The sequence below is a fragment of the [Leptolyngbya] sp. PCC 7376 genome (genome assembly GCF_000316605.1).
Lineage (GTDB): Bacteria > Cyanobacteriota > Cyanobacteriia > Cyanobacteriales > MRBY01 > MRBY01.
The window spans coordinates 13,598-37,758 of record NC_019683.1 but is presented as its reverse complement, the minus strand read 5'-3'; the positions used below and the strand labels follow the sequence as shown (position 1 = coordinate 37,758).

Genomic DNA, 24,161 nt, shown 5'->3' with positions numbered 1-24,161 from the left:
TCCAAGTGAAGTCCAGCATTTTGAGTTCTGTATAGACTAATTATTTTGGCGATAGATTCCAGAAAAAAGTGGATAACACGGCACCGGGTTGAATCATCTACAATACAAAAGTTAGTTTGAGTCGTTGGTTGTAGACAGGTTTATGTTGAAAGGGTTTTTTCGTAAAAAATTGCTGGTTGGTTGTTGTCTCGCAATTTTAGGCTGTAGCAGTTTTTCTCCCCTCGCCCTCGCGGAAACACCCGCAGCTTCTCCCTCAATTCAGCCTTATCTCGACCAAGTGATCGAACGCATCACAGAATTTAAGCTCGATAATGGTTTGCAATTTATTGTCCTAGAAGACAGCAATGCTCCCGTGGTTTCGTTTGTCACCTATGCCGATGTGGGCGGTGTCGATGAGCCAGATGGGAAAACAGGGGTTGCCCATTTCCTAGAACACCTTGCATTTAAAGGCAGTACGAATCTCGGCACGACAGACTACGAAGCAGAGAAGGTTTTACTCGACGAACTCGATGTGATTTTTGCGGATCTCCAAAGTGCCAAAACCGCTAAAAACGACCGGGCGATCGCCGAATTACAAGAAAAATTTACAGCAGTCCAAGCCGAAGCTAATCAGTACGTTGTCCAAAATGCCTTCGGTCAAGTGGTCGAATCCGCTGGAGGAGTTGGTTTAAATGCCGCCACTTCCGCAGACTATACCCAATACTTTTACAGCTTTCCCAGCAACAAACTCGAACTGTGGATGTCTTTGGAATCCGACCGTTTCCTCGATCCAGTGTTCCGCGAATTTTATAAAGAAAAAGACGTCATTCTCGAAGAGCGTCGGATGCGAACCGACAACTCTCCCATCGGTCAAATGGTGGAAGCATTCCTTGACACAGCCTTTACAACCCACCCCTACAAACGCCCTGTTATTGGCTACAACGAAGATATCCGCAACCTCACTCGCCAAGACGTGAAAGAATTTTTCGAAGAACATTACGCCCCCGATAATCTCACCATTGCCATTGTGGGAGATGTCGATCCAGCGCAAGTTCAGATGATGGCAAAAGCCTATTTTGGTAGATTTCCGACGGATCAAAAGTCAGTTTATACACCACTTCCAGCAGAACCACCCCAAACAGAAACTCGCGAAGTCACCCTAGAACTGCCGACCCAACCTTGGTATTTAGAGGGTTATCATGCCCCATCCGTAACAGACCCTGACTTTGTGGTGTATGACATTATCGCGTCAATTTTGAGTGATGGTCGTACCTCTCGCCTCTACAAATCTCTAGTAGAAGAAGAGCAAGTTGCTTTAAATGCCGAAGGCTTCGGTGGTTTTCCGGGAAGTAAATATCCAAATCTTATGCTCTTCTATGCCCTCACTGCACCAGGAAAATCCGTGGATGATGTGGCTGTAATATTGGGCAAGGAACTAGACAAACTAAAAACTGAACTCGTTGACGAGAAAGAACTAGAGCGGGTCAAAACTCAAGCACGAGCAGGTTTGCTGCGATCACTAGATTCAAATTTAGGGATGGCGAGATTATTAGTGAGCTATGAAGTAACTACTGGTGATTGGCGCAATCTCTTTAAACAGTTAGATCAGATTGCAGCAGTAACAGCAGAAGATATTCAGCGTATCGCTCAGGAAACGTTTACGCCAGAAAATCGAACAATTGGAAAATTACTTCCCGTCGCAGAAGAGTAGTAGAATCGGCGATCGCCTCGAACTGACAAACCGGATGCCCGTATAATGTTAAGCGATGTAACATTCCAGTGCTTTAACCGTGGTCAAGCTCGAATCACCGCCCTCTCCATCACTGTCTTCACCGAAGCCATCTAAGCCAAAATCAGAGTTGGCAAATATTTGGTCGGATACTTTAGCGGTATTTTGGGGAGACTGGCTTAAGTTGCGGGTACGCCTAAAGCAGGTAGCAGCAACAGGTTTAATCTCACCGCTAATCTACATCTTGGCATTTGGTTTAGGTTTGGGTGGCGCTATTGATCGAGCGATTACACCACCTGCGGGCGACACCTATCTAGAGTTTATTTTGCCAGGGATGGTGGCACTCTCGTCAATGACGATTAGTTTTGGCGGCACAACATTTTCGATTTGTGGCGATCGCCTCTACAACAAAACTTTTGAAGAATTACTGCTGTTGCCCGTGCATCCACTCGCTTTGCATCTCGGCAAAATGATGGCAGGCATTCTCCGTGGTCTCCTCACCGCTAGCTCCGTCATTGTGGTGGCGATTTTATTTACGGGTAAAGTCTTTAGCTTCCTCAACCCCCTCTTTTTCCTACTCCTCATCCTCAACTGCTCGGTTTTTGCGGGCTTAGGTGTAATCGTCGGCCTACGGGTCAAATCCCTCGAAAGTGTTGGCATCCTCAATAATTTTCTGATTGTGCCGATGTCTTTCCTCGGTGCAACATTCTTTGATCCAGAAACATTGCCCACAGCATTTCGGACAGTAGTTTATTTAATTCCGCTGACCTACACCACAACAGGCTTAAGGTCTGCGGCCTATTTACCTTTATCTGAATTTCCTTGGCATGCGATTCCCATTTTGGCAGGTGTGGCGATCGCCTTGGCCTTTGTGGGCGCTTATCAGTTTTCCCACCAAAGAAATTAGAGGTTAGCACAATGACATGGCAAGCGGTCAAAGGCGTTTTATTAAAAGGGCATCAAGTGGCTTCCGGCTTAGCAAAAGATAGTCCCTATGAAGCTGGAACCATTGCTCTCCAAACACCCCATTTCAAACGATTAGGTCTAGACCTGACGCCTTATTTTGCGGGTACATTAAATCTATCCATTGCCCCAAAAACATTTAGATTGCGACAACCAAGCTATACTTTCCCCAATCTAAAATGGCATCCAGATTTTGACTCAGAAACATTTTCTTTTTGTCCCTGCCAAATCCTTGTGGGCGATCGCCAATATGATGGCCTAATTTATTACCCACACCCCGAGACAAAGATCAACCATTTTCAAGATCCACACACAGTAGAACTTATCGCTCCACCCATCTCTGATATCGAATATGGCGATCGCCTGACCTTAAAGGTAAGACCCCATGAAGTAGCGATAGAATAACCCCAAAGTTGGGATTTCCCTAGTCTTTCAAAACCCCTTAGCACCTTCGATATTTTCATGCCCATGTCTTTGCCCCCTTCCCCTAGCGGCGAATATTTTTGTTTAGAAAATCTCGATTTGTACGACGATCCAGAGTGCACCTCCCTCGGTAGCCAAGCCGCTCAAGGTCGCCGTATCCAGATGCTAAATAAAGAAAATGACCATGCCGTTAGAGTAATGACTGTCGAAGATGGTTATTGTACTTGGCTCAAAAAAGACCGATTGTCTGCCCTCGAAATCGCCGAAGATCATTACGAGTTTGTCCCTTATAGCCGTAACGAAATCGAGGAAAAATTAGAAGCCGTTATCATTTTTGCCCAGGCTGCAAAACGAGTGAACAACACCTACCTCTGGGGTGGCACCACAGCACCAAACTATGATTGCTCTGGCTTTGTGCAGTCTGCGTTTGCATCCGAGGGCATTTGGCTACCGCGAAACTCCTACCAACAAGGGGATTTCACCGAGAGTATTAGCCTAGAAGACTTGTTACCAGGCGATTTAATCTTTTTCGCCAAGGAACAACGCATCGATCATGTCGCTCTGTACCTCGGAGAGGGTTATTATATCCACAGCTCTGGGCGAGATATGGGTCGCAATGGTATTGAGATCGATCGCCTCTGGGAGCCTTGGGATACGATTAGCCGCGCCTACCACCAAACTCTTTTGGGATTTGGTCGGGTGAATGAGAGCTACGCCCCACCATCGTTAATTTGTCAGCTTATTTGATGCTCAGCACTGCCCCTGTGAATACTCCCGTGTCTTCTGTGACCACTAGCACAATTTCTGTTGTGGTGCCAATTTACAACGAAGTGGAAAGCCTTCCGCACCTCGTTAAGGCGATCGCCGATGTGATGCAGGCAAACAACTATACCTACGAAATTGTTTGTGTTGACGATGGCTCTCGTGATGGATCAGCCGCCTTACTCAAAAAATTAGCAGAAGAGCGGGATGACTTACGGGCAATTTTACTGCGACGAAATTACGGCCAAACCCCAGCAATGGCAGCAGGCTTTGAAAATGCAGCAGGGGAGATTGTGATTTCTCTCGATGCCGATTTACAAAATGATCCAGCGGACATTCCCAATCTGTTGGAAAAAATGGATGAAGGCTACGATCTCGTCAGCGGCTGGCGGAAGGATCGTCAGGATAATAAATGGACGCGGCTTGTGCCCTCAAAAATTGCCAATTTATTGATTGGTCGAGTGACAAAAGTGACGCTACATGACTATGGTTGCTCGCTCAAGGCATACCGTTCTGAATTGCTGGCCGACATTAATCTCTATGGCGAACTACACCGTTTTATTCCTGCATTGGCATCTATTGAGGGAGCCAGAATCGCGGAAATTCCGGTACGCCACCACGCCCGGCAATTTGGTAGCAGTAAGTATGGGTTAGATCGAACATTCCGTGTCCTTTTAGATTTGCTCACAGTTTGGTTTATCCGTAAGTTTTTAACTCGCCCAATGCATGCTTTTGGCTATCTGGGTCTACTGATGATGTCTCTTGGTTTTATACTCGGGCTTTATCTGTCGACCGTGAAAATTTTGATGGGCCAAGCGATCGGCGATCGCCCTTTACTCATCCTCGTTGCAATTTTATTTCTAGCAGGCTTACAACTTTTTGGATTTGGTCTTTTGGGTGAACTCTTAATGCGAACTTATCATGAGTCTCAAGGTCGACCAATCTACCGTATTCGTTCCATTTTTGGTAGTTCCAAAGATTTTAAAAAATAGGTTCGCAAAATCAGCAATCAGCCTTTTTGAATTATGAGAAAATAGCACGTTGCTTTTGAGCTGTTTCAATCGCTTCAAATAGCGCTTGGAAATTTCCTTCTCCAAAGCCTGTTGCCCCTTCTTTACGCTCAATAAATTCCCAGAAAAATGTTGGTTCTTTAAATATTGGCTGGGTGAAAATTTGCATTAACATCATTTCTGGCGATCGCACCACATCAACAAGAATTTCAGCTTGTTTAATGCTCGACCACTGCGATAGTTTTGAGAGAAATGGATATCGCTGTGCCAAGTTGCAATAATAGGTTTGGGGAACAGTTAAAAAATCAAGTCCTTGCCGCCGTAGTTCATGAATTTTTCCGGGTAAATCTTGTTGTCGAATTGCAATATGTTGGACACCTGCACCACGGTTATAGTCAATAAATTCCTGAATCTGTGAACGATTATCACCCGGTTGATTAATAGGGATTTGAATACCACTGGGATGTTTTAAAACCCGCGAAGTCAGGCCAGAATATTCTGTTTGAATTTGAAAAGATTGCTTCTGCTGAAACCCCAGTTTTTCGATATACCAACTCAGGGTTTTCTCTAAATCACCTTGGGCAACATTCAACACAACATGATCAATATTACTATTACTTTTAGCTATATTTTTTTCAGGGATTAAAGTGTGTTTAAATCCAACAGGATTTTCGATTGTTGTTGGCATTGAAAGATTTAAATTTAGATTAAGAAGTAGCGCCGGGCTGACAAAAAACGCCACATCTGCGACACCACAAGGATGTTGGTTGAGATAATATTTAACGGAATTATTGGAGCTATGAGGTGCAGATAAAACAAATTGAAGAGCTGACGATCTAAGCAGTACATCACAATCAGAAAGATGAGGAAAATGAACCCGAGTTTCCACACTTTCAAGGTCAAAGATTTGCTGAAACTGCTGTTGCCAATAGGGAAGATTGTCGACATAAAAATGCACATAGGCGATCGCCAAATCCTGAGAAATATTCACAACCATAAACCCTAGTTAATAGCGAAAATCGATCACAATCGTGGTGGGAGAATGAGCAAAAGATTTCCTGCTGATTCGTTGTGAGCCGACTACAAACTATTTTAAACTCGGGTTTTTTGGATGGAAAAAATCAACATAAAGCGTCATTTAATCGTCTTCACTTTGGGAGGAATACCACAGCAAACGTACTGCCAAAATTGCAAAACCAATGGCAGCAAAGCCTTTTAAAGCCTGAGTTGGAATGAATTGCGCCACTGTCCCCCCAGCAATCACCCCCAACAAGCTTGTCGTAATCAATGCAAGGGTTGAGCCGAAGAATACAGCGATCGGAGATTTTGAGCTGCCACCAAGGGCGATCGCCGCCAACTGACTCTTATCACCAATCTCTGCGAGAAAAACAGTGATAAACGTTAAACCAAGTAATTGCCAATCCATAATCTTTTCCAGCTATGCCACCATATCGACAATCAACAAACCTGCAATCACCAGCATCAAAATGCCAACTAGCGTATCTAAAACATCTGGAGCTAGCTTTTTTGCGAGCCAATAGCCAATGAGTACTCCAAGCAAACTAGTGCCAATCAAGGCCAAAGCTGCTCCCAAAAAAACAATCCAAGGAGCCGTCGACTGGGCTGCAATTAATAACGTAGCCAATTGGGTTTTGTCACCCATCTCAGCAATAAAAATTGTCAGAAAAGTCGAGCTAAATACTGTCCAAACTGACCATCTTTTTTCTGTGCGAGGTGTAGGACTCGTAGCCATAGTGTTCAAAAAAAGGAAATAAGTAGAGATAATGTAATGAAAAATCTTAAAACGCAACAATGATAAGTGTGCGTCCAAACCATCGCATAGTCTAGCAGTTTCCGCGATCGCCCTAAATATTGTTGAGCCTAATCACAACACAAATAAAATGAGCTCCACGATCAAGCAGACCAATCTATAGTCAGCCTTTGAGCGGAGAAATGTAACATTCAGCACCTCGCGAAATCATCCAATAGAGCCTTGCAAAATGCAGAATAAGGACTGGAAAAAGCAGCTTCTTTATGGGGATCAATGGTATAACCATTAGAAACCATGTAACATTTCGCAAAGAATATCTATGACATCAGCTCCTGTGCGCCCTAGCGCCACAACTCTTTTGGAAAAACATCCGAATTTGCGGATGCGGGATATCCTAAATACCATCCCAAAGTCTGTTTACGAGATTAATCCGTTAAAGGCTTGGTCTAGAGTCCTATTGAGTGTGGTGGCTGTGGTTGCCAGCTATGCTCTCTTGGCGATCGCCCCTTGGTATCTTTTGTTACCTGCTTGGTTCCTGACGGGCACTGCTCTAACAGGCTTTTTCGTAATCGGGCACGACTGTGGTCACCGCTCCTTCTCCCGGAAAAATTGGGTGAATAACCTCGTTGGTCACCTCGCCTTTTTGCCCCTCATCTATCCCTTCCACCCTTGGCGATTACTTCATAACCACCACCACACCCATACGAATAATATGGATGAGGATAACGCTTGGGCTCCCTTCACTCCCCAAGACTACGATGACGCGCCTGTATGGCTGAAATTCATCTACAAGCACATGCGTGGTCGTTTCTGGTGGTTAGCTTCCATTGCTCACCAAATGAAGTTGCACTTCGAAATGGATCGTTTCGATGGCAAAAAAGGTGAACAGTTCCGTTTTTCCGCTTGGTTTGTGATTGTCTCTGCGGCAATTATCTTCCCCGCGATGTTCTACTACCTCGGTGCTTGGGGTGTCGTCAAATTCTGGTTAATGCCTTGGATTGGTTACCACTTCTGGATGAGTACTTTCACACTTGTTCACCACACTGTCCCTGAAATTCCTTTCAAATATAGTGACGAGTGGAACGAAGCAATGGCGCAACTCGCTGGTACAGTTCACTGTGACTATCCCACGTGGGTTGAAGTGCTGTGTCATGACATTAATGTCCATGTGCCTCACCACCTCTCAACTGGTATTCCTTCCTACAATCTCCGCGCTGCCTATGCAAGCATTAAAGAAAATTGGGGAGAATATGTTTACGAAACCAAGTTTGATTGGGAATTGATGAAAACTATCACTGATGAATGCCACATCTATCATCCTGAGACAAACTATATTCCTCTTAAGCAGCATCTCCAAAATCAAGCTTAGTCTTCGCTAAATCTTGATAAGAAAAGCGTTTTAGAAAACAAAATATTTAGATTCGACACTCCAAATTTTTGGGGTGTTTTTTCTTACAAAGAGTATTCTTTTATACAAGAAAAAAACAAGGTTTTAGAGAGATGGAAATAATGAGAGGCGATCGCCAAAACTTTATCTCAGTAGTCTCAAAAAAAAGTTTTCAATAAGACCCTAATTTTTTTATGTTTTAGTCACAAAATTTACATAAATCCAGTTTCTAAACCAACACAATGGGATTTACGCGCTTCGGTCCATCTGCCGCCCTAGACCTAGAGGTTATGACATGAACGCTTTTATTTTGCACACATCCCCGTTACAAGCACGCGTCTGGCAGAAAATTTTACAATCCCAAGACTGGTCAGCATCAGTTCTCGACCAGCAAAACGATTTGCAGAAAAAAGTGCTCGTCAGTGAAGCAGAGAACCAAGCACCTGACGTGATTTTGATGTCGGAAGGCTCCGCTAACATCAGTGTCACTAATTTTTGTCGCTGGCTCGTCTCTCGCCCGACAAAAATCCCATTAATTTTACTGTCGAAAACACCCGCTCAATCAAAACTGATATTGACAAACCGTCAACTCGCAAAAGCAAAAGGTGCTTACGATCTACTCCCTGCCTTTTCTGCAGACACGATCGCCATTGAAGCAGTAAAAGGTCTAAAATGTGTAGCGGCGGCAACGGGGGAAGAAAAGATTCAAAATAGCGCCCTCATGAGCTGCATTGTTGAGTTGAAGGGAGAATTTACTCCTCCGAAAATGACAGCAGGGACTCAAACTCAAACAAAAGCGGCTAAGACGAAAAAAGTCGTGCGCAAATTTCGCGGTCAGGAATATTAACCTTCAAACACAACATATTTAGATGAAATATTAGATTGCTTGTATGTTGTCTTGATTGACTGTGGGATAATTTTGCAACAGCTAAGAGAGCACTAAATTCAACAGTTATGGATCAGAGGTGGCAAGGGTTTTGGATTCGGGATTGGCAACCAGGCGATCGCCTCCCAGCTGCCGCAGTTGTTCAAGCGGTTCTGGAAGAATACGATGTCGGCTGGGAACCAGAGCGAGCAGACAAAGAAGTCTTCGAGATTGAAACCCACTACTGGCAAAATGATGGAGAATTCTGGGTCATCGAGCAGGATGGCAAGATTGTTGGCACGGCTGGCTATCATCCAATTAGTCGCGGAGAAAAAGCCGTTGAAATTCGAAAGGTGTATCTACTGCCATCAGTGCGCAGCCAAGGTTTAGGGAAATATTTGATGACCTCACTCGAAGGGGCGATCGCCGCCAAAGATTATCAGCAAATCTGGGTGGAAACAATTACCCGTTTTCAAGCAGCCAGGCATATTTATGAATCCACAGGATACGAAGCTGCAACAGACATCGAAACTAAACGCTGCGATCTTGTTTTCGTTAAACACATCAACAACTCATCCGAACCATAAAAATTCAGACAGAAAAAGACACCATTTAGGTGCCTAAAAACTATTTTGGTTTGAAACTTTCAATCCAAATTAAAAGATTTCCATTAACGGAACATGCTGCTAACAGAGCTTTCTTCGTGAATCCGCCAAATTGTTTCACCAAGGAGGTTCGCAACGGTTAATACAGTTAACTGTTCAAACTGCTTTTCTGATGGTACTGGAATTGTATTTGTGACAATCACTTCTTCAAACAAACCACTCGATAGACGTTCTACCGCAGGGCCAGAAAATACGGGATGGGTTGCACAAGCATAAACTTGTTTTGCTCCCTCTTTCCTGAGGAGACGTGCGCCTTCCTGCAGAGTCCCCGCAGTATCAATCATGTCATCAACCAAGATCGCGGTTTTACCTTTGACATCACCAACAACATTGAGCACTTCTGCAACATTGTGAGCCTGACGACGTTTATCAATGATCGCAAGGGGAGCGTCGTTTAACTTCTTCGCGAAGGCACGGGCGCGGGCAACACCACCAACGTCTGGGGAAACAACAACAATATCATCTAGATTTTTGCTATTGAGATAATTCAAAATAACGGGCGAACCATACACATGGTCACAAGGAATATCGAAATAACCTTGAATTTGGGCCGAATGCAGATCCATCGCCAACACACGACCCGCTCCAGCTTGGGTAATGAGATTCGCGGCTAATTTTGCGGTAATAGATTCTCGTCCAGCAGTTTTACGGTCAGCACGTGCATAACCATAGTAAGGAATCACAGCTGTAATCTGACGGGCAGAAGCACGACGACAAGCATCGATCATGATCAACAACTCCATGAGGTGATCATTGACCGGACGGCAAGAGGGTTGGATGAGATAGACATCGCAACCCCGAATTGATTCTTGAATTTGAACGTACATCTCGCCATCGGCAAATTGCTTCCGAATCATCGGGCCGAGATCTAGTCCGAGATAACGGGCAACTTCATTCGCTAAAACTTGGTTAGCAGAACCGGCAAAAAGACGCAGCCGGTTATTTGATGTCGTGGTCTGGATAAGGGATTGTTGTAAGGCGAGGGTAGCGGAATGGCTCACAGCAGAATAAACCTCTATTTTGGGTTGATAAAGGACATCCAAAAGGGGGAAGCACCATAATCATTCCCTTGATCATTTCCGGGGCTTGCATCGCTAGAGTCTTTGTTTACGATTGCCAATGTGTTGAGCTCAGCAAGCTATGCGGTCATGTTTCTGGGGAGTCATCAAAATAGATGCAGCAGAAAATGGTTAATAAAATATGAAAAAAATGTTAAAGAAGCGACTGTTCTTTCAGGGACTATTGTACTCAATAACTTCTAGAATGCAATTTGAATTTTACGTATGTTAGAAAACTGTTTATTTATAGCAGGTACAGACACTGAAGTCGGAAAAACAGTGGTTAGCTCAGCTTTAATTGCCTATTGGCGGCATTTCCTGCCTCTGGCTCCTCTAGGAGTCATTAAATTGATGCAAACGGGGATCGGCGATCGCCAGTGGTATGAGAACTTTTGTGACGATCAGACAAGTTTAATTGTGCCTCTGGAATATAAAACGCCCGTTGCGCCACCTGTCGCAGCGAAATTAGAAGGGAGAGAAATCGATCTAGATTTTGTGTGGCGATCGCTCCAGAATTTGGCCGCAGAACAGGAGTTTGTGATTGCAGAATCTTTGGGAAGTTTGGGGTCTCCGGTAACGGACGACAAAATTGTGGCGGATTTGGCGGGAGAATGGCAGTTGCCGACGGTGCTGGTAGTGCCTGTCAAGCTCGGAACCATTGGTCAGACGATCGCCCAAGTGAGTTTGGCGCGAGAACGCAATGTTAAATTGCAAGGTCTGATCCTTAGTTGTGGAACGCCAGATGCCCAAGGAGAAATCGAAGAGTTGGCTCCCCCAGGCATCCTTGAAAAATTCACGAATATTCCAGTGTTAGGCGTATTGCCCTATGTAAAGGATTGGGGCGATCGCCACTCCCTAGCCCAAACTGTCGCAACTTGGAATTTAGAACAATTACTACCTAGCAAGGCATTTGAGTTAACGCGAAAAATCTAAGGCTCTTTCGTCACGGTAATTTGCCCGTGGTCAATGCGCCAACAGCGATCAGCAATACTTTCTAATTCATCGGGGTCATGGGTGACGATGAGCAATGTCCAATGTTCTTTAAGTTTGGCGAGGAGTTTTGCTAGTTGCGATCGCATTGACCAATCCAAGCCTGCCGTTGGTTCATCGAGCATCAAAAGATTAGGCTGTCGAATCAATTGCACCGCCAAAGCTAACCGTCGTTGCTGTCCACCACTGAGGTCATGGGGAGAACTTTTAAGATCCAAGTGCGTCAAATCCACTTCTGCTAAAGCTTCCTGCACTTGCTCTAAACGTAATTCGGGGTGCCCAAACCGCAACTCCTCTAAGATTGTCGATGCACAAAAATGTCGCTCAGGAAATTGGAAAACTAATCCAGCTAATTGTTGGAGATGAATACTCGTTAAATCCTGTTTTTTCCAGAGAACCTTTCCTTGGGTTTGCTCTGCCAAACCTGCCAAAATCTCTAGTAAAGTTGTCTTCCCTGAACCACTTGGCCCGACAATCATGCCCAACTCCTGAGGCGCAAGGGAGAGATTGACTTCCCGCAAAATCGGTTGCGTTGTTGCCGCCGGATGGTAGGACAAGTTTTTGAGATATAGCATTCGGGGATCTGCGATAAAGCTTTGTTTAAGGTAGCATAGCTATTTGGGTCGCAAGTCACATCTCAGAGTAATCGCCCTACAACAATTTCCTTGATTGGGAACCCTCCGAAAGCCTTCTTAATATCAAAAATAGTTGATACTCAGTTAAATCTAAGTTTGGTTTAGAAGCCTAGTATCCTCTGCCAAAGCTGCTAAATTAGGAATTGAGGAAAGAGAGAAACAACCTCTTTCTTGGCAGATAAAACAGCCATTGTCCAAGTTAGTTTAAGGAGAGTAAAACCGCTGTTTCTTTACATATCTGTCTCGTCGAAAAACGATACCACCCAAACTCAAAATCTATACTTCCAATAACTGGTAAATATAGGGAGCAACCCAGCTGAAGAACTCTGTCTTGTCTGGCATTCGAGCGATGCAGCTGCCGCCTCTAAACGATATAGCTCTCAAAATGGAAGTCACTGGGATAGTAGTTCTGGGTGGTATTGTTATGTTTAGACATCCTATTTTGCCGAAGAAAAATTTCAGTTCTTTTTTACTCTAAATAATCTCGCTACATAGATTTAGAAAAAAGTTCTTATTCTTAGTATTTTATCTACACTTAGAAATTCAAAAAATAAAAGGTGATCGCCACCGCATTATTTAATTTAGAGATAGTTTTTTAGGTTCAAAATCTGATTATCCAGAGAATTTTGCACGTTTTGTGAATGGCTATAGTGAAAGCGTGTAATGGTAAAAGGCTTGATCTTTGATGTAGCCGCGCGACTCATAAAGTGACTGAGCTACGAGGTTTTCGACTTGAGTCGATAAAGCCAAACGAATGGCGCCACTTTTCCGAGCGAAATCTTCAGCAGTTGCCATCAGCAATTGTGCAACGCCTTGTTTTCGGGAAGTGGGTTCCACAAACAAATCATTCAAAATCCAGATTGGCTTCATTGATACAGAAGAGAAGCTCGGATATAACTGTGTAAATCCAACCAGGCAATCGCCTTTTCGTGCGGCAAAAATCACAGACTCCTCTTTCTGCAAACGCTCTCGGAGGAAATCTTTCGCTGCTTGAATATCGGAAGCAGCCTGATAAAACACACGATATTGATCAAATAATTGCGCTACTTCGTCTAACTCACCAAGACCTGCCCGAAAAACGTTCATCATTCTTGAGTGCTCTCAATTTCCATTTCACTCTAACTTATCGCTCCCATCCGATAGAAAAGCATGAGTAACTTTGTTAGCGCGAAAAATAGCAATAATCGCTTTGGATCTATTCCGATCATTTTAGAAAAAGAACACTTCTCGCCCTTTAAAAACAAACACAAAGCATACCCTTACATACAAGACGATCATCGTGACAAGCAACTAAATTGATGTTTTGTTACATTGTCGAAACGAGGTTGGAATCTTGAGCTGTTGGGGTGAGACAATTAGATTAAGGAAAGTTTAAGGCAAATCCTTGCAGCGGAAACTTAGGGGTAAGGTCAATGGACGAAAAAATTACATGTGCGAAATGTCATAGTTGCAAACATTTTAGATTTGTTGTGGGGAAATGGGGGCGGTGCTCCAAATTGCATGTTGAGGTAGATGGATGCAAGAAAACTTGTCCATTTTGTAAATCACCCTTTTGAAATTAAACCAGTAGAAAGCGCAGAATCTAAGAGTAATGATTAAGCATCTTGACTGCTAAGAAAGAACCGCTTTAATTCTTCTGAAAGCACAAAGTAATTTATCCAGATTGTTTAGCTTTTTTCTGTTGACGACGTTTCCAGAAAAAGAAGCCTAAAGTAATTAAGACAAGTAGGTTACCGATGATATGGCTCGGTTCAGGAACATCTTTACTATTGCCATTATTACTCTGCTGGCTGGGAGCCACATTTTTCGCGACAGGCACTGGAGTGGTTTGAGCTTGTGGTGCTTGATTTGTGTTTGGTGTTGGGGCTATTGCAGATTCTGCAGCCATATCATCGGTTGAGGCAGATCCGGCAGAAGTCGGCGCATTCAGAGCATCAAACTCCATACCCTCAGGCTTTTCGAGGGGGACATCTTGGGTCAGTGTCTCGGCACGGGAATCCACTCGCACTTCATCGCTCACCGCTACAAACGAAGTGTAGTCAGAAACTAACCGGTAATCCAGCGCTGTATTGGTCACGGTATTAACGCCTTCTGTAGTTTCCATCCAATACATATCATTCATGTATTCTTTGATTTTTGCCCGCCCCCAAAGCTGGGCGATCGCCCCATTGCCTTGCACTTGATCAAAGTTGACATCAAAGACTTTTTCGTAGGGTTTACCACCCGCGATTGTGCCCGTAACCTTAAGTTGACCGTTCTGGCGATCACCCTTTTTCCCATGGAGAACAAGAGGTTGACTGTCATAGAGATCGGGCATATGTTCCGGATAAATTTCAGGGCGATCGCCACCACCAACCCAACTCACTTCAACATTTGTGAGCACTGGATTATTAATTTCCTCGAAAAACTCTGCCACCACTCCTTTCGGATCTTCAGATTCAGGCAAAATTTCCGATTCACCCCGTCCCACTTCTGCCAAACGATTAATCAAAAAATGATTAGTAGAGTAGCCAACCCCAAACGTAAAGATACGATTACCCGGTTTGAGCTGCTTTTCCATCATGCCGATAATCGTGCGATCATCGCCAATCAACCCATCCGTCAACAACACAATTGTGCGCAACCGACCATCTTCCGCCTCAGGAAAAGTCATCACTTCATTAATGCCATTCATTAATTCGGTGCCACCATTTGCCGAGATTTTATTGACATATTTCAGCGCTTTTTGGCGGTTAGTCTCAGTATTGTCGAGCGGCACACGAGATAACTTTTTCGTGGTATTCGAAAAGTCCATAATCGTGAAAGTATCCTGCGGATTTAGCCCCTGAATAAATTGCCGCATTAACTCCTTCGATTGGCGAATGGCCGCTCCTCGCTGAGAGCCCGATGTATCCATGAGAAAAACCACATCCTTTGGGACAATTTCGTCCTTTTGGTAATCCACTGCTGGAATGAGATAAGTCGCAAAATGTCCACCTCGCTGATCCGCCTGAGCCAACATCGTCGCTTGGGTCTCTTTACCAGTCACTTGATAGCGAACAATCAAATCTTTATTCGGGATTTCATCAGCATTAGCAAGGGAAATTCCAGTGCTGCCACTGAGAGATTGGGTCGCAATTTCATGGGTTGGCGACGTCAGGTTTTGGATGGGGACACCCGCATCAATTTCGAGATTGACGCTGATATCCTGGCCAGAACGATTTTTCGGTAATGCTTTGGCACTCGTCGCACCACCAATACTTGATGCTTGAATGTTGCCATCGCCGTAACGGGGAGCTACCACCATTGGGAAAACAAATTCGTAATCTTCCCCTTCAAATTTGAGACTATTGCTATAGCGAATGGTCACCTCAATTTCTTCACCGGGCAGAATATTCGCCAAGGATTGCGTGAAAATATTGTCTCGCTCTTGTTCGAGAAGTGCTGCTGTTTTGCCGTCTTCTTTTGCTTCTTCGTAAATAGCTTCGGCTTCTTCAGAACGTTTAATCACACCACGAATGGTTTGGTTGCCAATTTTGATTTCCATGTCATCAACGGCAGCGTCATCGGGCAAGGGAAATTTATAGATCGCTTCAAGAGGCTGATCGTAGGGATTTGCAAACGTTTGGATGACTTCGACTTCAGCGATATTCCCCGAAACCTTGGCATCGACTTCAGTATTTTTCAGCGTTAAATTTTGCTCATTACCGTCAATGGTGGCGTATAAACCGGCAGGAAAGGGAGGCAAATCGGGATTCTGTACAACAACTGAAGGATTTAGCTTTTGGCGAATGGGCGTTAATAAAGCGTTCGCTCCCACAACGCCTAAGCCAATAATTAATGTTGCGGCGATCGCCCCTTTGAGTGGAAACTTTTTGGCTCTGGCTGGCGCATGCAAATCTTCTAAAACATCATCTGCTTGTTGATACCGACGGTTAGTGGCAGGCTCTAAAAGTTTGTTGAGAATGCGGGTGAGTTTTGGGTCGAATTTTTTATCGACAAAATCCTGCCACACCCATTTATTGTCGCCCGTATCAAGCAAATCAAAGGGGGCGATCGCCGTGAGCAGATGAATACAAGTGACTCCCAAACTATACAGATCACTCGCAAACGTTGCTTTTCCTCGCACTTGTTCTGGCGCAATAAAAGCCGCAGAGCCGATCATGGTTCCTGTTTTGCCGAGGGTAGTTTCGGTCGCATGTTTCGATGCCCCAAAATCCACGAGAACCAAAGTCGATTTTTCAGTGGCCTTTGTCGGTGTACGACGAATAATATTTTCGGGTTTAATGTCGCGATGAATCACCTGACGGCGATGGATAATCCGCAACACTGGCAACAACTCTTTTAATAATTTCGTGATGTCTGCCGCCGTAAATTTGCCGAGTTCCTCCAGCTCTTGCGCCAAGTTTTTGCCATCGATAAATTCTTGGACTAAATATTGGCGATCGCCTACCTGAAAATAATCATAGAGTGCTGGAATTTGATTATGATTGCCGAGAGTTTGTAGACGTTTTGCCTCCTGCTCAAACAATTCAATCACCTTTTCTTTTGCCTGCACCTGCTGCGGTAAAAATTGCTTAATCGCACAATACTTTTTCTGCGGATGCTCTTCATCAATTGCTTTAAATGTTCGCCCAAAGCCTCCTTGCCCCAACAGCTCCACAATGCGATATTGACCATTCAACAAAAGACTTTCACCACAACTCACGCAGTCCGTGGCGGTTAGCTCATTATTGGGGAGAGCACATTGGGGATTGGAGCAGAGGCTAAACTCAGGCATGGTTCGTCACATCACAGCTATCGTTCTTGTGCCCTATCCTAAAAGGTGATCGCCGCCATCTTGATGACGTTACCAATACTGAAACCTTTTTACAGCCATGACTTTCACCACCACTCTCGTCGATTACAATGACCCGAACCATGCAGCAGATCTCGTCTTTCTCTTAGATCACTATGCGTCGGGCGAATCTGGTGGCGGCAAAGGTTTAACCGAAGATGTCAAAACTCATTTAGTATCCCGTTTAGCCAAAATTCCCCATGCTTTTTCAATCCTGTGTTATGCCGACGAAAAACCAGCAGGACTAGCGAATGCCTTTCATGTTTTTTCGACCTTTAAAGCCAAACCCTTAATTAATATCCATGACTTGATTGTCCATGCAGACTTTCGGCGGCAGGGGGTAAGTCAGTTACTCCTCAGCGAAATCGAAAAAATTGCCCGCTCGAAAAATGCCTGCAAAATCACTTTAGAAGTCCTCGACAAAAACTATCCAGCTCTCAATGCTTACGAAAGGTTTGGCTTTGCAAGCTATGGCTTGAACCCAATTTACGGTAAAGCGATCTTCCTCGAAAAACTATTGGAATACTAGAAGGGCGATCGCCTGAAATTTCAGTTACCAAGACAAGCTCACATCAAGGATGCACAAACTCAAACTCTCTTTCTCTATTCCACATCAAGCGAGAGAGTACAAAGTTTCCAGTCTCTTGGTGGATCAAAACTTACTCTATCAGCTCTTGCTGGAATCGAATGCAACAATGCTGAGCTTGTATATGAAGAAGGACAATCATTCTTAGCATCCTTTAAAAGGACAACACTACGTCCATTTTTTTGCAAAGTACAAACCATCCAATATTGAGGCTTTTCGAGATCAAAACCATCCGCTTTGATATACAGATTTTCTAAAAAAGCAATCCGCTCATACCCGTTCGGACAATTATTACTTAGATGTTTAAGAGTAACCAGATTCGGGTGAGACTCCTCAATGATTAGACTACAGAGTACCCAGCTTTGTTGACCATCTGATAAATCATAGCCATCTGCATCAATTAACATTTCAGCCATTGACGCAACTGTTTGATATCCCTGAGGACAGCCATTATTCAAATGCTTTACCCTTAAGGCTAAATGATTATTTGCAGATTGATTTTCCTGGAGCAAAGTGAATCTAACAGCCTGAAAATCAGTCCACCAAATATCTAAATTGCTAGGCCAATAGTCAGAATCTATCTCAACATCAGGAGTGACATATCCTCCAACAACAAAGACGTCAATACCATCCTCTAAACCTAAATCTAACAGATGACCTTGGGGCGTTCTCACAAATGTATTTTCTTCCCTCCAGCCATTTTTTGGGACAGGAAATTCTAACTCCTGAAGAATTTTCAAATTGCTATCTGCCAACAAAAAACTCGATGTTCCACCTCGCAAATACAAAAAACTTTCTAGCTCATCACTCCAAGCAAATTCACCACCATTTGTATTATCTTTCCATAGATATTGAGTCTCATTTTCTGCTGTTAAATCAACAAAATCACCATAACCAGTTACAACTTCTACATGCTCAGAAAAATCAGCAGTTGAGGAACGAATCATATAAACACCAGATCCATTTACTGGATTTGAGACTTGGCCCGTCGAATCTATATAGGCCATATAAAAAAAACCATTGAGAAATACAACAGAAGGCTCACCAGCACCATAACTACCACAGCATATATTTTTAAGTAAAAAAGGCTCTAGAATGATTTTTATATCTTGCCAATTAATTCCATCTTTACTTGTTGTGTATCCAATTGCATTCACAGGAACTGATTCTCCTAGAGCAGACTGACCTCCGTTTCCAGCACTAATATACATATGATAAATATCCCCAACTTTAATAACACTTGGATTACCAACATAATAACCATATAGACTTGGATTATTATGACCTGGAGGCATTACATTAAGAGGTTCTGACCAGTTAATACCATTAGTTGATTCGGCATAAAAGATATTATCTTCTTGACGATCAGGAATGATAACAGTGGAGCGGCCTAGCCACCACATTTTAAATAAGTCACCTTCTTTCATGATTGTTGGGGCATAATCATAAATAGGAAATTTTCGTTCCGGATAATCTTTTTCTATGATGGAATGAAATAGTTCAAAATTTTGATATCGAATCTCTTTTTCATCTGCATTAAGTCTTTGTATATTAAAACCCAAGAAAAAGGATAACAACATTGGGGAAGCAACTTTAATTGTGGCATGTAGTTTCATCAAAATATCCTGTTCTAAAGCAAATCATTCAAACCTACTAGGAATAATCTTAGAAGCTTAAAAAAATCAACATCTTTCAATGTTTGATTTAAATTTTGTTGACATATATCAAGTCGAAATAAAACTGCAAATTATTTTAAAAAAGATAGTTAATTTTCTAATAAAAAGATGATCACCTTCTCACTTTCAGCAACCATGATCTAAGTTGTCAATCTCGCCCATTACCATGCATCAAATCATACAGCAGATCTATTTTTTTATTAGCTCTACTATATAGTCTAAATGAATCTGTTAGTGACAAAGGTTTACCTAAGAGGTTGTCTGAAAAGTCTTTATGTTCGATAAATGCTGCGTAAATTCCGCTAGGTTGATCGCCTGAAGTGCCAGATTTGGTAGTCCTAAAGAGGTAAGGATGAGTTGTAGTGATGAACAAAAAGCCAAATAGCTCCAATGTGGTTTGCGACTTGCTTAGAAAAGGATAAAGTCTTTCTCACCAAGCGCAAAACTCTTTGCCTCAAAGTACGGTTGAATCGCTCAATATAACTTGTCTTTCCTGTCTCTTTGCTTACGAATCGATGACGTTTGCTCGGGAAGATGAGGCCATAAGCAGACCAAAAATCACTTGACCTCTTGCAAAAGGTTATGGCAATTCAAAATTGTAGAGACCAGCAATGAGATTAAGTCTTAATCCCCATCTCCGACGGCGGTTACGATATCGACTGGATAATATACGAAATCTTTTGAGCATTCTGAATATAGCAGCGAAGGAGAAGGTTAGGACATAGAACAGAAGGCTATTCTGATGGCATCGAACAAATCCTCAGTCTTCTTGATGAGCTTACTTATCTCCTTCTTTAACCTCCCCCAAAACTTCTCTATCTTGTTCAGGTGTGGTGAGTAGGGTGGCAAAAATATCACTTCACATCCTGCCTTCGCCACCAATGTTTGTATTCTTTCCTTTGGATGAACACTGGCATTATCCAGAATAATAATTTGACCCGGAATCAACTCTGGCACTAAGCAATCCTCTACCCATTGGCAAACTAAGGCGCTGTTGGCATAGCCCTCAAATACCATCGGTGCTATCTGCTCTCCCTCTCGCCATCCTCCAATCACGCTAACTCGTTCTGTACGATGACCTAACTTCTCTGCGATAAACCTCTCTGACTTATGGCAGTAGCCATACCCATAATCTAAGGTATTATCAAATCCACTTTCATCGATATATACGAGTCGTTCTTGGCCATACTGCTTCAGTTGTGCCACAAATGCTTTTTCTAATTCTTTATCTCTCTCTTGATATCGATAGGTCTTTTTTTTCGAGTAAATTCAATTTTCCGTAGAGCTTCACGTCTGGATGCATCACTAATAGACTCTGGCCATTTCTCCGCCATTTCCTTCTGGGTTAGATGCCCATATTCCTCTGCAAAAGCACGAAAAGCATCTAGATCATTAATCTTCGGTTGAGGGCCTCGACGGTAATCTGTCTTCGGAGCGACTGAACCGATTTTCTCTCGTCGTTTCAGCCACAGGTCTAGCGTATTTCGGCTAATACCAAAGAAGCGACAGATATCACTTTTTCGTTCACCTTTATCGAAGGCGGCAACAGCTTTTAGGCGTAAATCAAGACTATGGGGAGCAGGCATGGCATCTATGTTTATTGCTTCTATCCTATTCTGTCTTAACCCACTCCTTGCCTGCTATACCATCTCAATGATGATTCTTTGAGCTGCTAAGAGCTGATTCTCCTGTTTCTGCTCGCAGTCAACTCTCCTCCTCTAGGCTTCTTGTGAGGAGTGAGACTCCGCTGATGCCGCTTGTGTAGACCTTGATATCCGGCGTCGGCAAGGCAGAATTGTCCCTGCTGAAAATGCACTCTACTCTTTTTGAGTAGTTTGAAGTCATGGGTGCTACCTTTCTCACAGTCACAACAGATAATCTGTGCCCACTGCCAAGCAATAACTATTTGAGCTTTAAGGGAATGATGCTTCTTTTTCCCTGAGTAGTAAAGATGTTGTTTTTTTGGGCTTTTCAATCGCCTGTTCTGTGGCATCCATACCACTACTGTTAGAGATAACTCTTCTGAACCATGGAGCTGTTTCATGCCGGGTCAGTGGCAATCGGTTTCTTTGATGAGTGTATTCTCTGTTTTTTGCACCATGCGACAAACTGTTGATTCATGAATGCTCCATGATTGAGCGATAGGAAAATAAGTGCGATATTCCCTCGGATATTCCAAGGTGAGGAGTAACTGATTTTCCAGGGATAAAACACTGGGACGACCGGGTTTTTGCTTTGCTTTAGCTTCTGCTAGGACTTCTACCAGACGATTGAAAGTCTGAAGTTTAACTCCACAGGCTCTCCTGAATTGTTCTGGAGATAAATGTTGGAGCTGTTCGTAAGTCGGCATTTCTATCGCTATGACTCTGATACTTTCCTCTTTTTTACCTACTCTCACTTCTTTTGCAAGAGGTCAACTGTGCCAGAGCTTGAGAGACGTAACCTTCTCTAGTACCTAAGAAGTAGAATTTATCACCTTCGGCATAGAGTTCATCGCCGCTCTTTTGAGTTGATTGAGCGAGGAGAATAGGCGTTTGTTGAAGTTCTTGAGCTGTTGCTGTGCCGTTCCCTGCGAGCATGACTGCACTACTGACTAGACCCCATACCCACCGCGCAGCAACCATAGATTTCCCTCGACCCAATACTTTTTTCGACACCAACCCCCATATTCTACTCATCCTTCCCTAGGGAAGGTGCCCGAAGGGCGGAAGGGGTCATCCGCATATTCCGCAACCCACCGAGAACCAAGGCATTTCATGCATTAGACTTCTGGCATAAGTCTTAACTTTTACTCTTGAAGGGCGACTAGGGCCAGCTCTCCGTCAGTTGCGACACCTATCGAAACCCCTTCCCGCCTTTGGCGACCTTCCCCAAGGAAGGATGTTTGTTGTAGGTCTATGGGCTTTTGCAAGGACTCTATTAGAGGAAGAGCAGAGAGACCGAGCTAAACTAAACATAGATTTCGCTGCCAACAAAATCATGACTGTCGCCACCAATCCCATCCCAAAAATGACTGTTGAAGAATACCTCATTTGGGAAGAACAGCAGGACAATCGCTACGAATACATCGATGGCGAAATCATTGCCATGACAGGCGGCTCCATTCCCCATAACGATCTGGCGGTCAACCTCTTAATCGCTCTCAAAGACCACCTCAAACCGAAAAGTTGTCGTGTCAATATTTCAGATGTAAAAGTCCAGGCAAAAGCCAATAGCCGTTATTTTTATCCCGATGTTGTTGTCAGTTGCCACCCCGAAGACCAACAAGCCAAAAAACTGATTCAATATCCTACCGTTATCATCGAAGTCCTATCCCCTAGCACTGGCAAATACGACACCACGGATAAACTCAAATACTATCGACAGATTCCGAGCCTACAAGAATATCTTTTAATCGCCTCTGACAAAATCCTGGTCGAGCTATACCAACGCCAACCTGATACCGAAAAATTTTGGTTGTATAGCTCCTATGGTGAAGGCGAAACCTTTATGGTTCCCAGCATTGAATTTGAATGCTCCGTCGATACCCTCTACGAAAATGTCACTATTGAACCAGAGACCTAAATTGGTGACCTACCGTTGAGTTTGAGAGTGGTGAGGATTTTTTCGTAAGTTGCGACACCTATCGAAACCCCTTCCCGCCTTCGGCGACCTTCCCCAAGGAATGATGTTTGTTGCAAATCTATGGGGTTTTTCAAGAACTTTAATGAGTCCAAAATAGTAGGCGATCGCCCTTCAGAGATATTAGGATGTGGTTGATATTGATTCATCCCCAAGAAAAACAATGGCGGCGATCGCCTCGGAACAAGTACTGCAAACTTTAGCTATACATCGTCCTGAATTAGAAAAAATGGGCGTTAAATCCTTGCGGTTATTTGGCTCTGTTGCTAGGGATGAAGCCACTGATGATAGTGATATTGATTTTTTAGTGGAATTTTTTGAGGAGCCTTCTCTATTCGAGATCTTCGAGGTGCGTTATTTTCTCGAAGATTTATTCCAACGCAAGATTGATATAGGTCTAGAGGAAGCCCTAAGAGAGCATTTACGGGAGCCAGTTTTAAGGGATACGATCCATGCCTTCTAGAGATTGGCAACTTAGAGTTCAGGATATTCTGCAAGCTGCCCAAGACATCGAAGACTTTACAGCAGACATGACTTTTGAGGAGTTTGAGAACAACAAAATGGTTGTGCAATCAGTGTTCTACAATTTCGTGATTATTGGGGAAGCATCGAATAACATTCCCGATGAAATTAAGATGCGGGACGCGAGTATTCCTTGGCGAATAATGGGTGATATGCGTAACGTGATGGCTCACGAATATTTTCAGGTGAGTCTCCGCGTCGTCTGGCAAACAGTTCATCGGAGTCTGCCACCTGTAATCACAAAGCTACAAGACTTAATCGCTTAGGGGCGATCGCCTTCCACAAATGCATGAAGTTAACGGTGGCGATCGCCTGGTTTTTTCCACACAACAAAAAAGGAAAGCGATAATCACTTTCCTTTAAGGGATTCAATATTCATTGAAAACTTATTTTCGTTACCTAGAACCTAGTAGCTAGCACCACGATATTTAAGGTTGGTGTGCTGAACAACAGTGATTTTTTGCTTTGGCTCTTGGGCATGGAGTTCAGAACCACGGTATTTACCGATAGTCTGACCTTCAGTGGATTCCACAACAGTAGAACCTTGGTTGAAACGAATGCCTCTGTAAGAGAGTGTCATGATATTAGCTCCTCAAAATATAAGCGTAGAGTGAATGAGGTGCGTTCCTTGGGGATAAATCCTTACTTCCGTCTCTCATAAAAACCTAGTGGTTTAGAAGCAGAGAGATGAACGACTTATTTA

General features: G+C 43.5%; 25 protein-coding genes, 3 pseudogenes and 1 riboswitch. Of the genes and pseudogenes, 13 read left to right on the top strand and 15 right to left on the bottom strand.

What is annotated here, in order from left to right:
- The first annotated feature begins 142 nt into the window (after window positions 1-142).
- From LEPTO7376_RS00205 to LEPTO7376_RS00185, 5 genes are all read left to right on the top strand, one after another.
- Window positions 143-1,690, top strand: a complete 1,548-nt coding sequence (locus tag LEPTO7376_RS00205; RefSeq protein WP_015132285.1) for a pitrilysin family protein — start codon at window positions 143-145, stop codon at window positions 1,688-1,690.
- A gap of 112 nt (window positions 1,691-1,802) precedes the next feature.
- Window positions 1,803-2,615, top strand: coding sequence for an ABC transporter permease (locus tag LEPTO7376_RS00200; RefSeq protein WP_041764535.1), 813 nt, complete (start codon window positions 1,803-1,805; stop codon window positions 2,613-2,615).
- 11 nt (window positions 2,616-2,626) lie between these two features.
- A complete protein-coding gene (locus LEPTO7376_RS00195; protein ID WP_015132283.1) occupies window positions 2,627-3,076 on the top strand; it encodes a hypothetical protein in 450 nt (149 codons plus the stop codon).
- A 57-nt stretch (window positions 3,077-3,133) separates the two neighbouring features.
- The gene (locus tag LEPTO7376_RS00190) at window positions 3,134-3,841 is read left to right on the top strand and encodes an NlpC/P60 family protein (RefSeq protein ID WP_015132282.1); all 708 of its coding nucleotides are present in this window, start codon (window positions 3,134-3,136) and stop codon (window positions 3,839-3,841) included.
- Window positions 3,841-4,848, top strand: a complete 1,008-nt coding sequence (locus tag LEPTO7376_RS00185) for a glycosyltransferase family 2 protein (protein ID WP_015132281.1) — start codon at window positions 3,841-3,843, stop codon at window positions 4,846-4,848. Before LEPTO7376_RS00190 ends, LEPTO7376_RS00185 begins: the two co-directional genes overlap by 1 nt.
- 31 nt (window positions 4,849-4,879) lie before the next feature.
- Here LEPTO7376_RS00185 and LEPTO7376_RS00180 read toward each other — a convergent pair whose 3' ends face one another.
- From LEPTO7376_RS00180 to LEPTO7376_RS00170, 3 genes are all read right to left on the bottom strand, one after another.
- Entirely contained in the window at window positions 4,880-5,863 is a 984-nt protein-coding gene (locus tag LEPTO7376_RS00180; protein WP_015132280.1) for a 4-hydroxyphenylpyruvate dioxygenase family protein, read from the bottom strand.
- Between the two features lie 141 nt (window positions 5,864-6,004).
- Window positions 6,005-6,292: a TMEM165/GDT1 family protein gene (locus LEPTO7376_RS00175; RefSeq protein WP_015132279.1), complete on the bottom strand. Its 288-nt coding sequence runs from the start codon at window positions 6,290-6,292 to the stop codon at window positions 6,005-6,007.
- A gap of 12 nt (window positions 6,293-6,304) precedes the next feature.
- A complete protein-coding gene (locus tag LEPTO7376_RS00170) occupies window positions 6,305-6,619 on the bottom strand; it encodes a TMEM165/GDT1 family protein (protein WP_015132278.1) in 315 nt (104 codons plus the stop codon).
- A gap of 337 nt (window positions 6,620-6,956) precedes the next feature.
- Here LEPTO7376_RS00170 and LEPTO7376_RS00165 point away from each other — a divergent pair, with 337 nt between their 5' ends.
- From LEPTO7376_RS00165 to LEPTO7376_RS00155, 3 genes are all read left to right on the top strand, one after another.
- A complete protein-coding gene (locus tag LEPTO7376_RS00165) occupies window positions 6,957-8,006 on the top strand; it encodes a fatty acid desaturase (protein WP_015132277.1) in 1,050 nt (349 codons plus the stop codon).
- 313 nt (window positions 8,007-8,319) lie between these two features.
- Window positions 8,320-8,871, top strand: coding sequence for a hypothetical protein (locus LEPTO7376_RS00160; protein ID WP_015132276.1), 552 nt, complete (start codon window positions 8,320-8,322; stop codon window positions 8,869-8,871).
- Between the two features lie 107 nt (window positions 8,872-8,978).
- A complete protein-coding gene (locus tag LEPTO7376_RS00155; RefSeq protein ID WP_015132275.1) occupies window positions 8,979-9,476 on the top strand; it encodes a GNAT family N-acetyltransferase in 498 nt (165 codons plus the stop codon).
- Window positions 9,477-9,559: 83 nt separating this feature from the next.
- On the opposite strand, the gene LEPTO7376_RS00150 is transcribed toward LEPTO7376_RS00155, so the two are convergent.
- Entirely contained in the window at window positions 9,560-10,555 is a 996-nt protein-coding gene (locus LEPTO7376_RS00150; protein WP_015132274.1) for a ribose-phosphate pyrophosphokinase, read from the bottom strand.
- 282 nt (window positions 10,556-10,837) lie between these two features.
- Here LEPTO7376_RS00150 and bioD point away from each other — a divergent pair, with 282 nt between their 5' ends.
- On the top strand, window positions 10,838-11,545 hold the full coding sequence (gene bioD, locus LEPTO7376_RS00145) for a dethiobiotin synthase (RefSeq protein WP_015132273.1): 708 nt from the start codon (window positions 10,838-10,840) through the stop codon (window positions 11,543-11,545).
- On the opposite strand, the gene LEPTO7376_RS00140 is transcribed toward bioD, so the two are convergent.
- The 3 genes from LEPTO7376_RS00140 to LEPTO7376_RS00130 all read right to left on the bottom strand — a co-directional run bounded on the left by LEPTO7376_RS00140 (window position 11,542) and on the right by LEPTO7376_RS00130 (window position 16,996).
- Entirely contained in the window at window positions 11,542-12,177 is a 636-nt protein-coding gene (locus LEPTO7376_RS00140; RefSeq protein WP_015132272.1) for an ABC transporter ATP-binding protein, read from the bottom strand. The two genes, bioD and LEPTO7376_RS00140, sit on opposite strands and share 4 nt — an antisense overlap.
- A gap of 705 nt (window positions 12,178-12,882) precedes the next feature.
- The gene (locus tag LEPTO7376_RS00135; protein ID WP_015132271.1) at window positions 12,883-13,326 is read right to left on the bottom strand and encodes a GNAT family N-acetyltransferase; all 444 of its coding nucleotides are present in this window, start codon (window positions 13,324-13,326) and stop codon (window positions 12,883-12,885) included.
- 565 nt (window positions 13,327-13,891) lie between these two features.
- On the bottom strand, window positions 13,892-16,996 hold the full coding sequence (locus tag LEPTO7376_RS00130) for a protein kinase domain-containing protein (RefSeq protein ID WP_015132270.1): 3,105 nt from the start codon (window positions 16,994-16,996) through the stop codon (window positions 13,892-13,894).
- 97 nt (window positions 16,997-17,093) lie between these two features.
- Between LEPTO7376_RS00130 and LEPTO7376_RS00125 the strand changes: the two genes are divergently transcribed.
- The gene (locus LEPTO7376_RS00125) at window positions 17,094-17,582 is read left to right on the top strand and encodes an N-acetyltransferase (protein ID WP_015132269.1); all 489 of its coding nucleotides are present in this window, start codon (window positions 17,094-17,096) and stop codon (window positions 17,580-17,582) included.
- 74 nt (window positions 17,583-17,656) lie between these two features.
- Here the strand turns inward: LEPTO7376_RS00125 and LEPTO7376_RS00120 are convergent, their stop codons facing one another.
- The 7 genes and pseudogenes from LEPTO7376_RS00120 to LEPTO7376_RS00100 all read right to left on the bottom strand — a co-directional run bounded on the left by LEPTO7376_RS00120 (window position 17,657) and on the right by LEPTO7376_RS00100 (window position 21,939).
- On the bottom strand, window positions 17,657-19,258 hold the full coding sequence (locus tag LEPTO7376_RS00120) for a hypothetical protein (RefSeq protein ID WP_216700272.1): 1,602 nt from the start codon (window positions 19,256-19,258) through the stop codon (window positions 17,657-17,659).
- Between the two features lie 395 nt (window positions 19,259-19,653).
- Window positions 19,654-19,878: pseudogene (locus tag LEPTO7376_RS24130) on the bottom strand (IS1 family transposase); the annotation flags it as partial.
- Window positions 19,879-19,895: 17 nt separating this feature from the next.
- Window positions 19,896-20,012: pseudogene (locus tag LEPTO7376_RS26115) on the bottom strand (IS5/IS1182 family transposase); the annotation flags it as partial.
- A gap of 17 nt (window positions 20,013-20,029) precedes the next feature.
- A pseudogene (locus LEPTO7376_RS28810) lies at window positions 20,030-20,901 on the bottom strand (IS630 family transposase).
- Window positions 20,902-20,987: 86 nt separating this feature from the next.
- A complete protein-coding gene (locus tag LEPTO7376_RS27005; RefSeq protein ID WP_051188684.1) occupies window positions 20,988-21,359 on the bottom strand; it encodes a transposase family protein in 372 nt (123 codons plus the stop codon).
- Between the two features lie 6 nt (window positions 21,360-21,365).
- Entirely contained in the window at window positions 21,366-21,665 is a 300-nt protein-coding gene (locus tag LEPTO7376_RS27000) for a transposase family protein (RefSeq protein WP_051188683.1), read from the bottom strand.
- 34 nt (window positions 21,666-21,699) lie between these two features.
- Window positions 21,700-21,939, bottom strand: coding sequence for a hypothetical protein (locus tag LEPTO7376_RS00100; RefSeq protein ID WP_015132266.1), 240 nt, complete (start codon window positions 21,937-21,939; stop codon window positions 21,700-21,702).
- Window positions 21,940-22,294: 355 nt separating this feature from the next.
- On the opposite strand from LEPTO7376_RS00100, the gene LEPTO7376_RS00095 reads away from it, so the two are divergent.
- From LEPTO7376_RS00095 to LEPTO7376_RS00080, 3 genes are all read left to right on the top strand, one after another.
- Window positions 22,295-22,879 (top strand): Uma2 family endonuclease, encoded by a 585-nt coding sequence (locus LEPTO7376_RS00095; protein WP_160148344.1) that lies wholly within the window; start codon window positions 22,295-22,297, stop codon window positions 22,877-22,879.
- Window positions 22,880-23,108: 229 nt separating this feature from the next.
- Window positions 23,109-23,399: a nucleotidyltransferase family protein gene (locus LEPTO7376_RS00085; RefSeq protein WP_160148564.1), complete on the top strand. Its 291-nt coding sequence runs from the start codon at window positions 23,109-23,111 to the stop codon at window positions 23,397-23,399.
- Window positions 23,389-23,724: a DUF86 domain-containing protein gene (locus tag LEPTO7376_RS00080; protein ID WP_015132263.1), complete on the top strand. Its 336-nt coding sequence runs from the start codon at window positions 23,389-23,391 to the stop codon at window positions 23,722-23,724. Before LEPTO7376_RS00085 ends, LEPTO7376_RS00080 begins: the two co-directional genes overlap by 11 nt.
- Before the next feature lie 140 nt (window positions 23,725-23,864).
- Here LEPTO7376_RS00080 and LEPTO7376_RS24110 read toward each other — a convergent pair whose 3' ends face one another.
- Window positions 23,865-24,038 carry a DUF4278 domain-containing protein gene (locus LEPTO7376_RS24110; protein ID WP_015132262.1) on the bottom strand — a complete coding sequence of 58 codons (174 nt, stop codon included), beginning with the start codon at window positions 24,036-24,038 and terminating at the stop codon, window positions 23,865-23,867.
- 38 nt (window positions 24,039-24,076) lie between these two features.
- Window positions 24,077-24,154, bottom strand: a riboswitch (Glutamine riboswitch).
- Window positions 24,155-24,161: the final 7 nt, after the last annotated feature.

Coding starts and splice junctions, on each gene's coding strand:
- LEPTO7376_RS00205 (WP_015132285.1), top strand. CDS start 143: ATGTTGAAAGGGTTTTTTCGTAAAAAATTGCTGGTTGGTTGTTGTCTC.
- LEPTO7376_RS00195 (WP_015132283.1), top strand. CDS start 2,627: ATGACATGGCAAGCGGTCAAAGGCGTTTTATTAAAAGGGCATCAAGTG.
- LEPTO7376_RS00190 (WP_015132282.1), top strand. CDS start 3,134: ATGCCCATGTCTTTGCCCCCTTCCCCTAGCGGCGAATATTTTTGTTTA.
- LEPTO7376_RS00185 (WP_015132281.1), top strand. CDS start 3,841: ATGCTCAGCACTGCCCCTGTGAATACTCCCGTGTCTTCTGTGACCACT.
- LEPTO7376_RS00180 (WP_015132280.1), bottom strand. CDS start 5,863: ATGGTTGTGAATATTTCTCAGGATTTGGCGATCGCCTATGTGCATTTT.
- LEPTO7376_RS00175 (WP_015132279.1), bottom strand. CDS start 6,292: ATGGATTGGCAATTACTTGGTTTAACGTTTATCACTGTTTTTCTCGCA.
- LEPTO7376_RS00170 (WP_015132278.1), bottom strand. CDS start 6,619: ATGGCTACGAGTCCTACACCTCGCACAGAAAAAAGATGGTCAGTTTGG.
- LEPTO7376_RS00165 (WP_015132277.1), top strand. CDS start 6,957: ATGACATCAGCTCCTGTGCGCCCTAGCGCCACAACTCTTTTGGAAAAA.
- LEPTO7376_RS00160 (WP_015132276.1), top strand. CDS start 8,320: ATGAACGCTTTTATTTTGCACACATCCCCGTTACAAGCACGCGTCTGG.
- LEPTO7376_RS00155 (WP_015132275.1), top strand. CDS start 8,979: ATGGATCAGAGGTGGCAAGGGTTTTGGATTCGGGATTGGCAACCAGGC.
- bioD (WP_015132273.1), top strand. CDS start 10,838: ATGTTAGAAAACTGTTTATTTATAGCAGGTACAGACACTGAAGTCGGA.
- LEPTO7376_RS00140 (WP_015132272.1), bottom strand. CDS start 12,177: ATGCTATATCTCAAAAACTTGTCCTACCATCCGGCGGCAACAACGCAA.
- LEPTO7376_RS00135 (WP_015132271.1), bottom strand. CDS start 13,326: ATGATGAACGTTTTTCGGGCAGGTCTTGGTGAGTTAGACGAAGTAGCG.
- LEPTO7376_RS00130 (WP_015132270.1), bottom strand. CDS start 16,996: ATGCCTGAGTTTAGCCTCTGCTCCAATCCCCAATGTGCTCTCCCCAAT.
- LEPTO7376_RS00125 (WP_015132269.1), top strand. CDS start 17,094: ATGACTTTCACCACCACTCTCGTCGATTACAATGACCCGAACCATGCA.
- LEPTO7376_RS27005 (WP_051188684.1), bottom strand. CDS start 21,359: ATGAAACAGCTCCATGGTTCAGAAGAGTTATCTCTAACAGTAGTGGTA.
- LEPTO7376_RS27000 (WP_051188683.1), bottom strand. CDS start 21,665: ATGCCGACTTACGAACAGCTCCAACATTTATCTCCAGAACAATTCAGG.
- LEPTO7376_RS00100 (WP_015132266.1), bottom strand. CDS start 21,939: ATGGTTGCTGCGCGGTGGGTATGGGGTCTAGTCAGTAGTGCAGTCATG.
- LEPTO7376_RS00095 (WP_160148344.1), top strand. CDS start 22,295: ATGACTGTCGCCACCAATCCCATCCCAAAAATGACTGTTGAAGAATAC.
- LEPTO7376_RS00080 (WP_015132263.1), top strand. CDS start 23,389: ATGCCTTCTAGAGATTGGCAACTTAGAGTTCAGGATATTCTGCAAGCT.
- LEPTO7376_RS24110 (WP_015132262.1), bottom strand. CDS start 24,038: ATGACACTCTCTTACAGAGGCATTCGTTTCAACCAAGGTTCTACTGTT.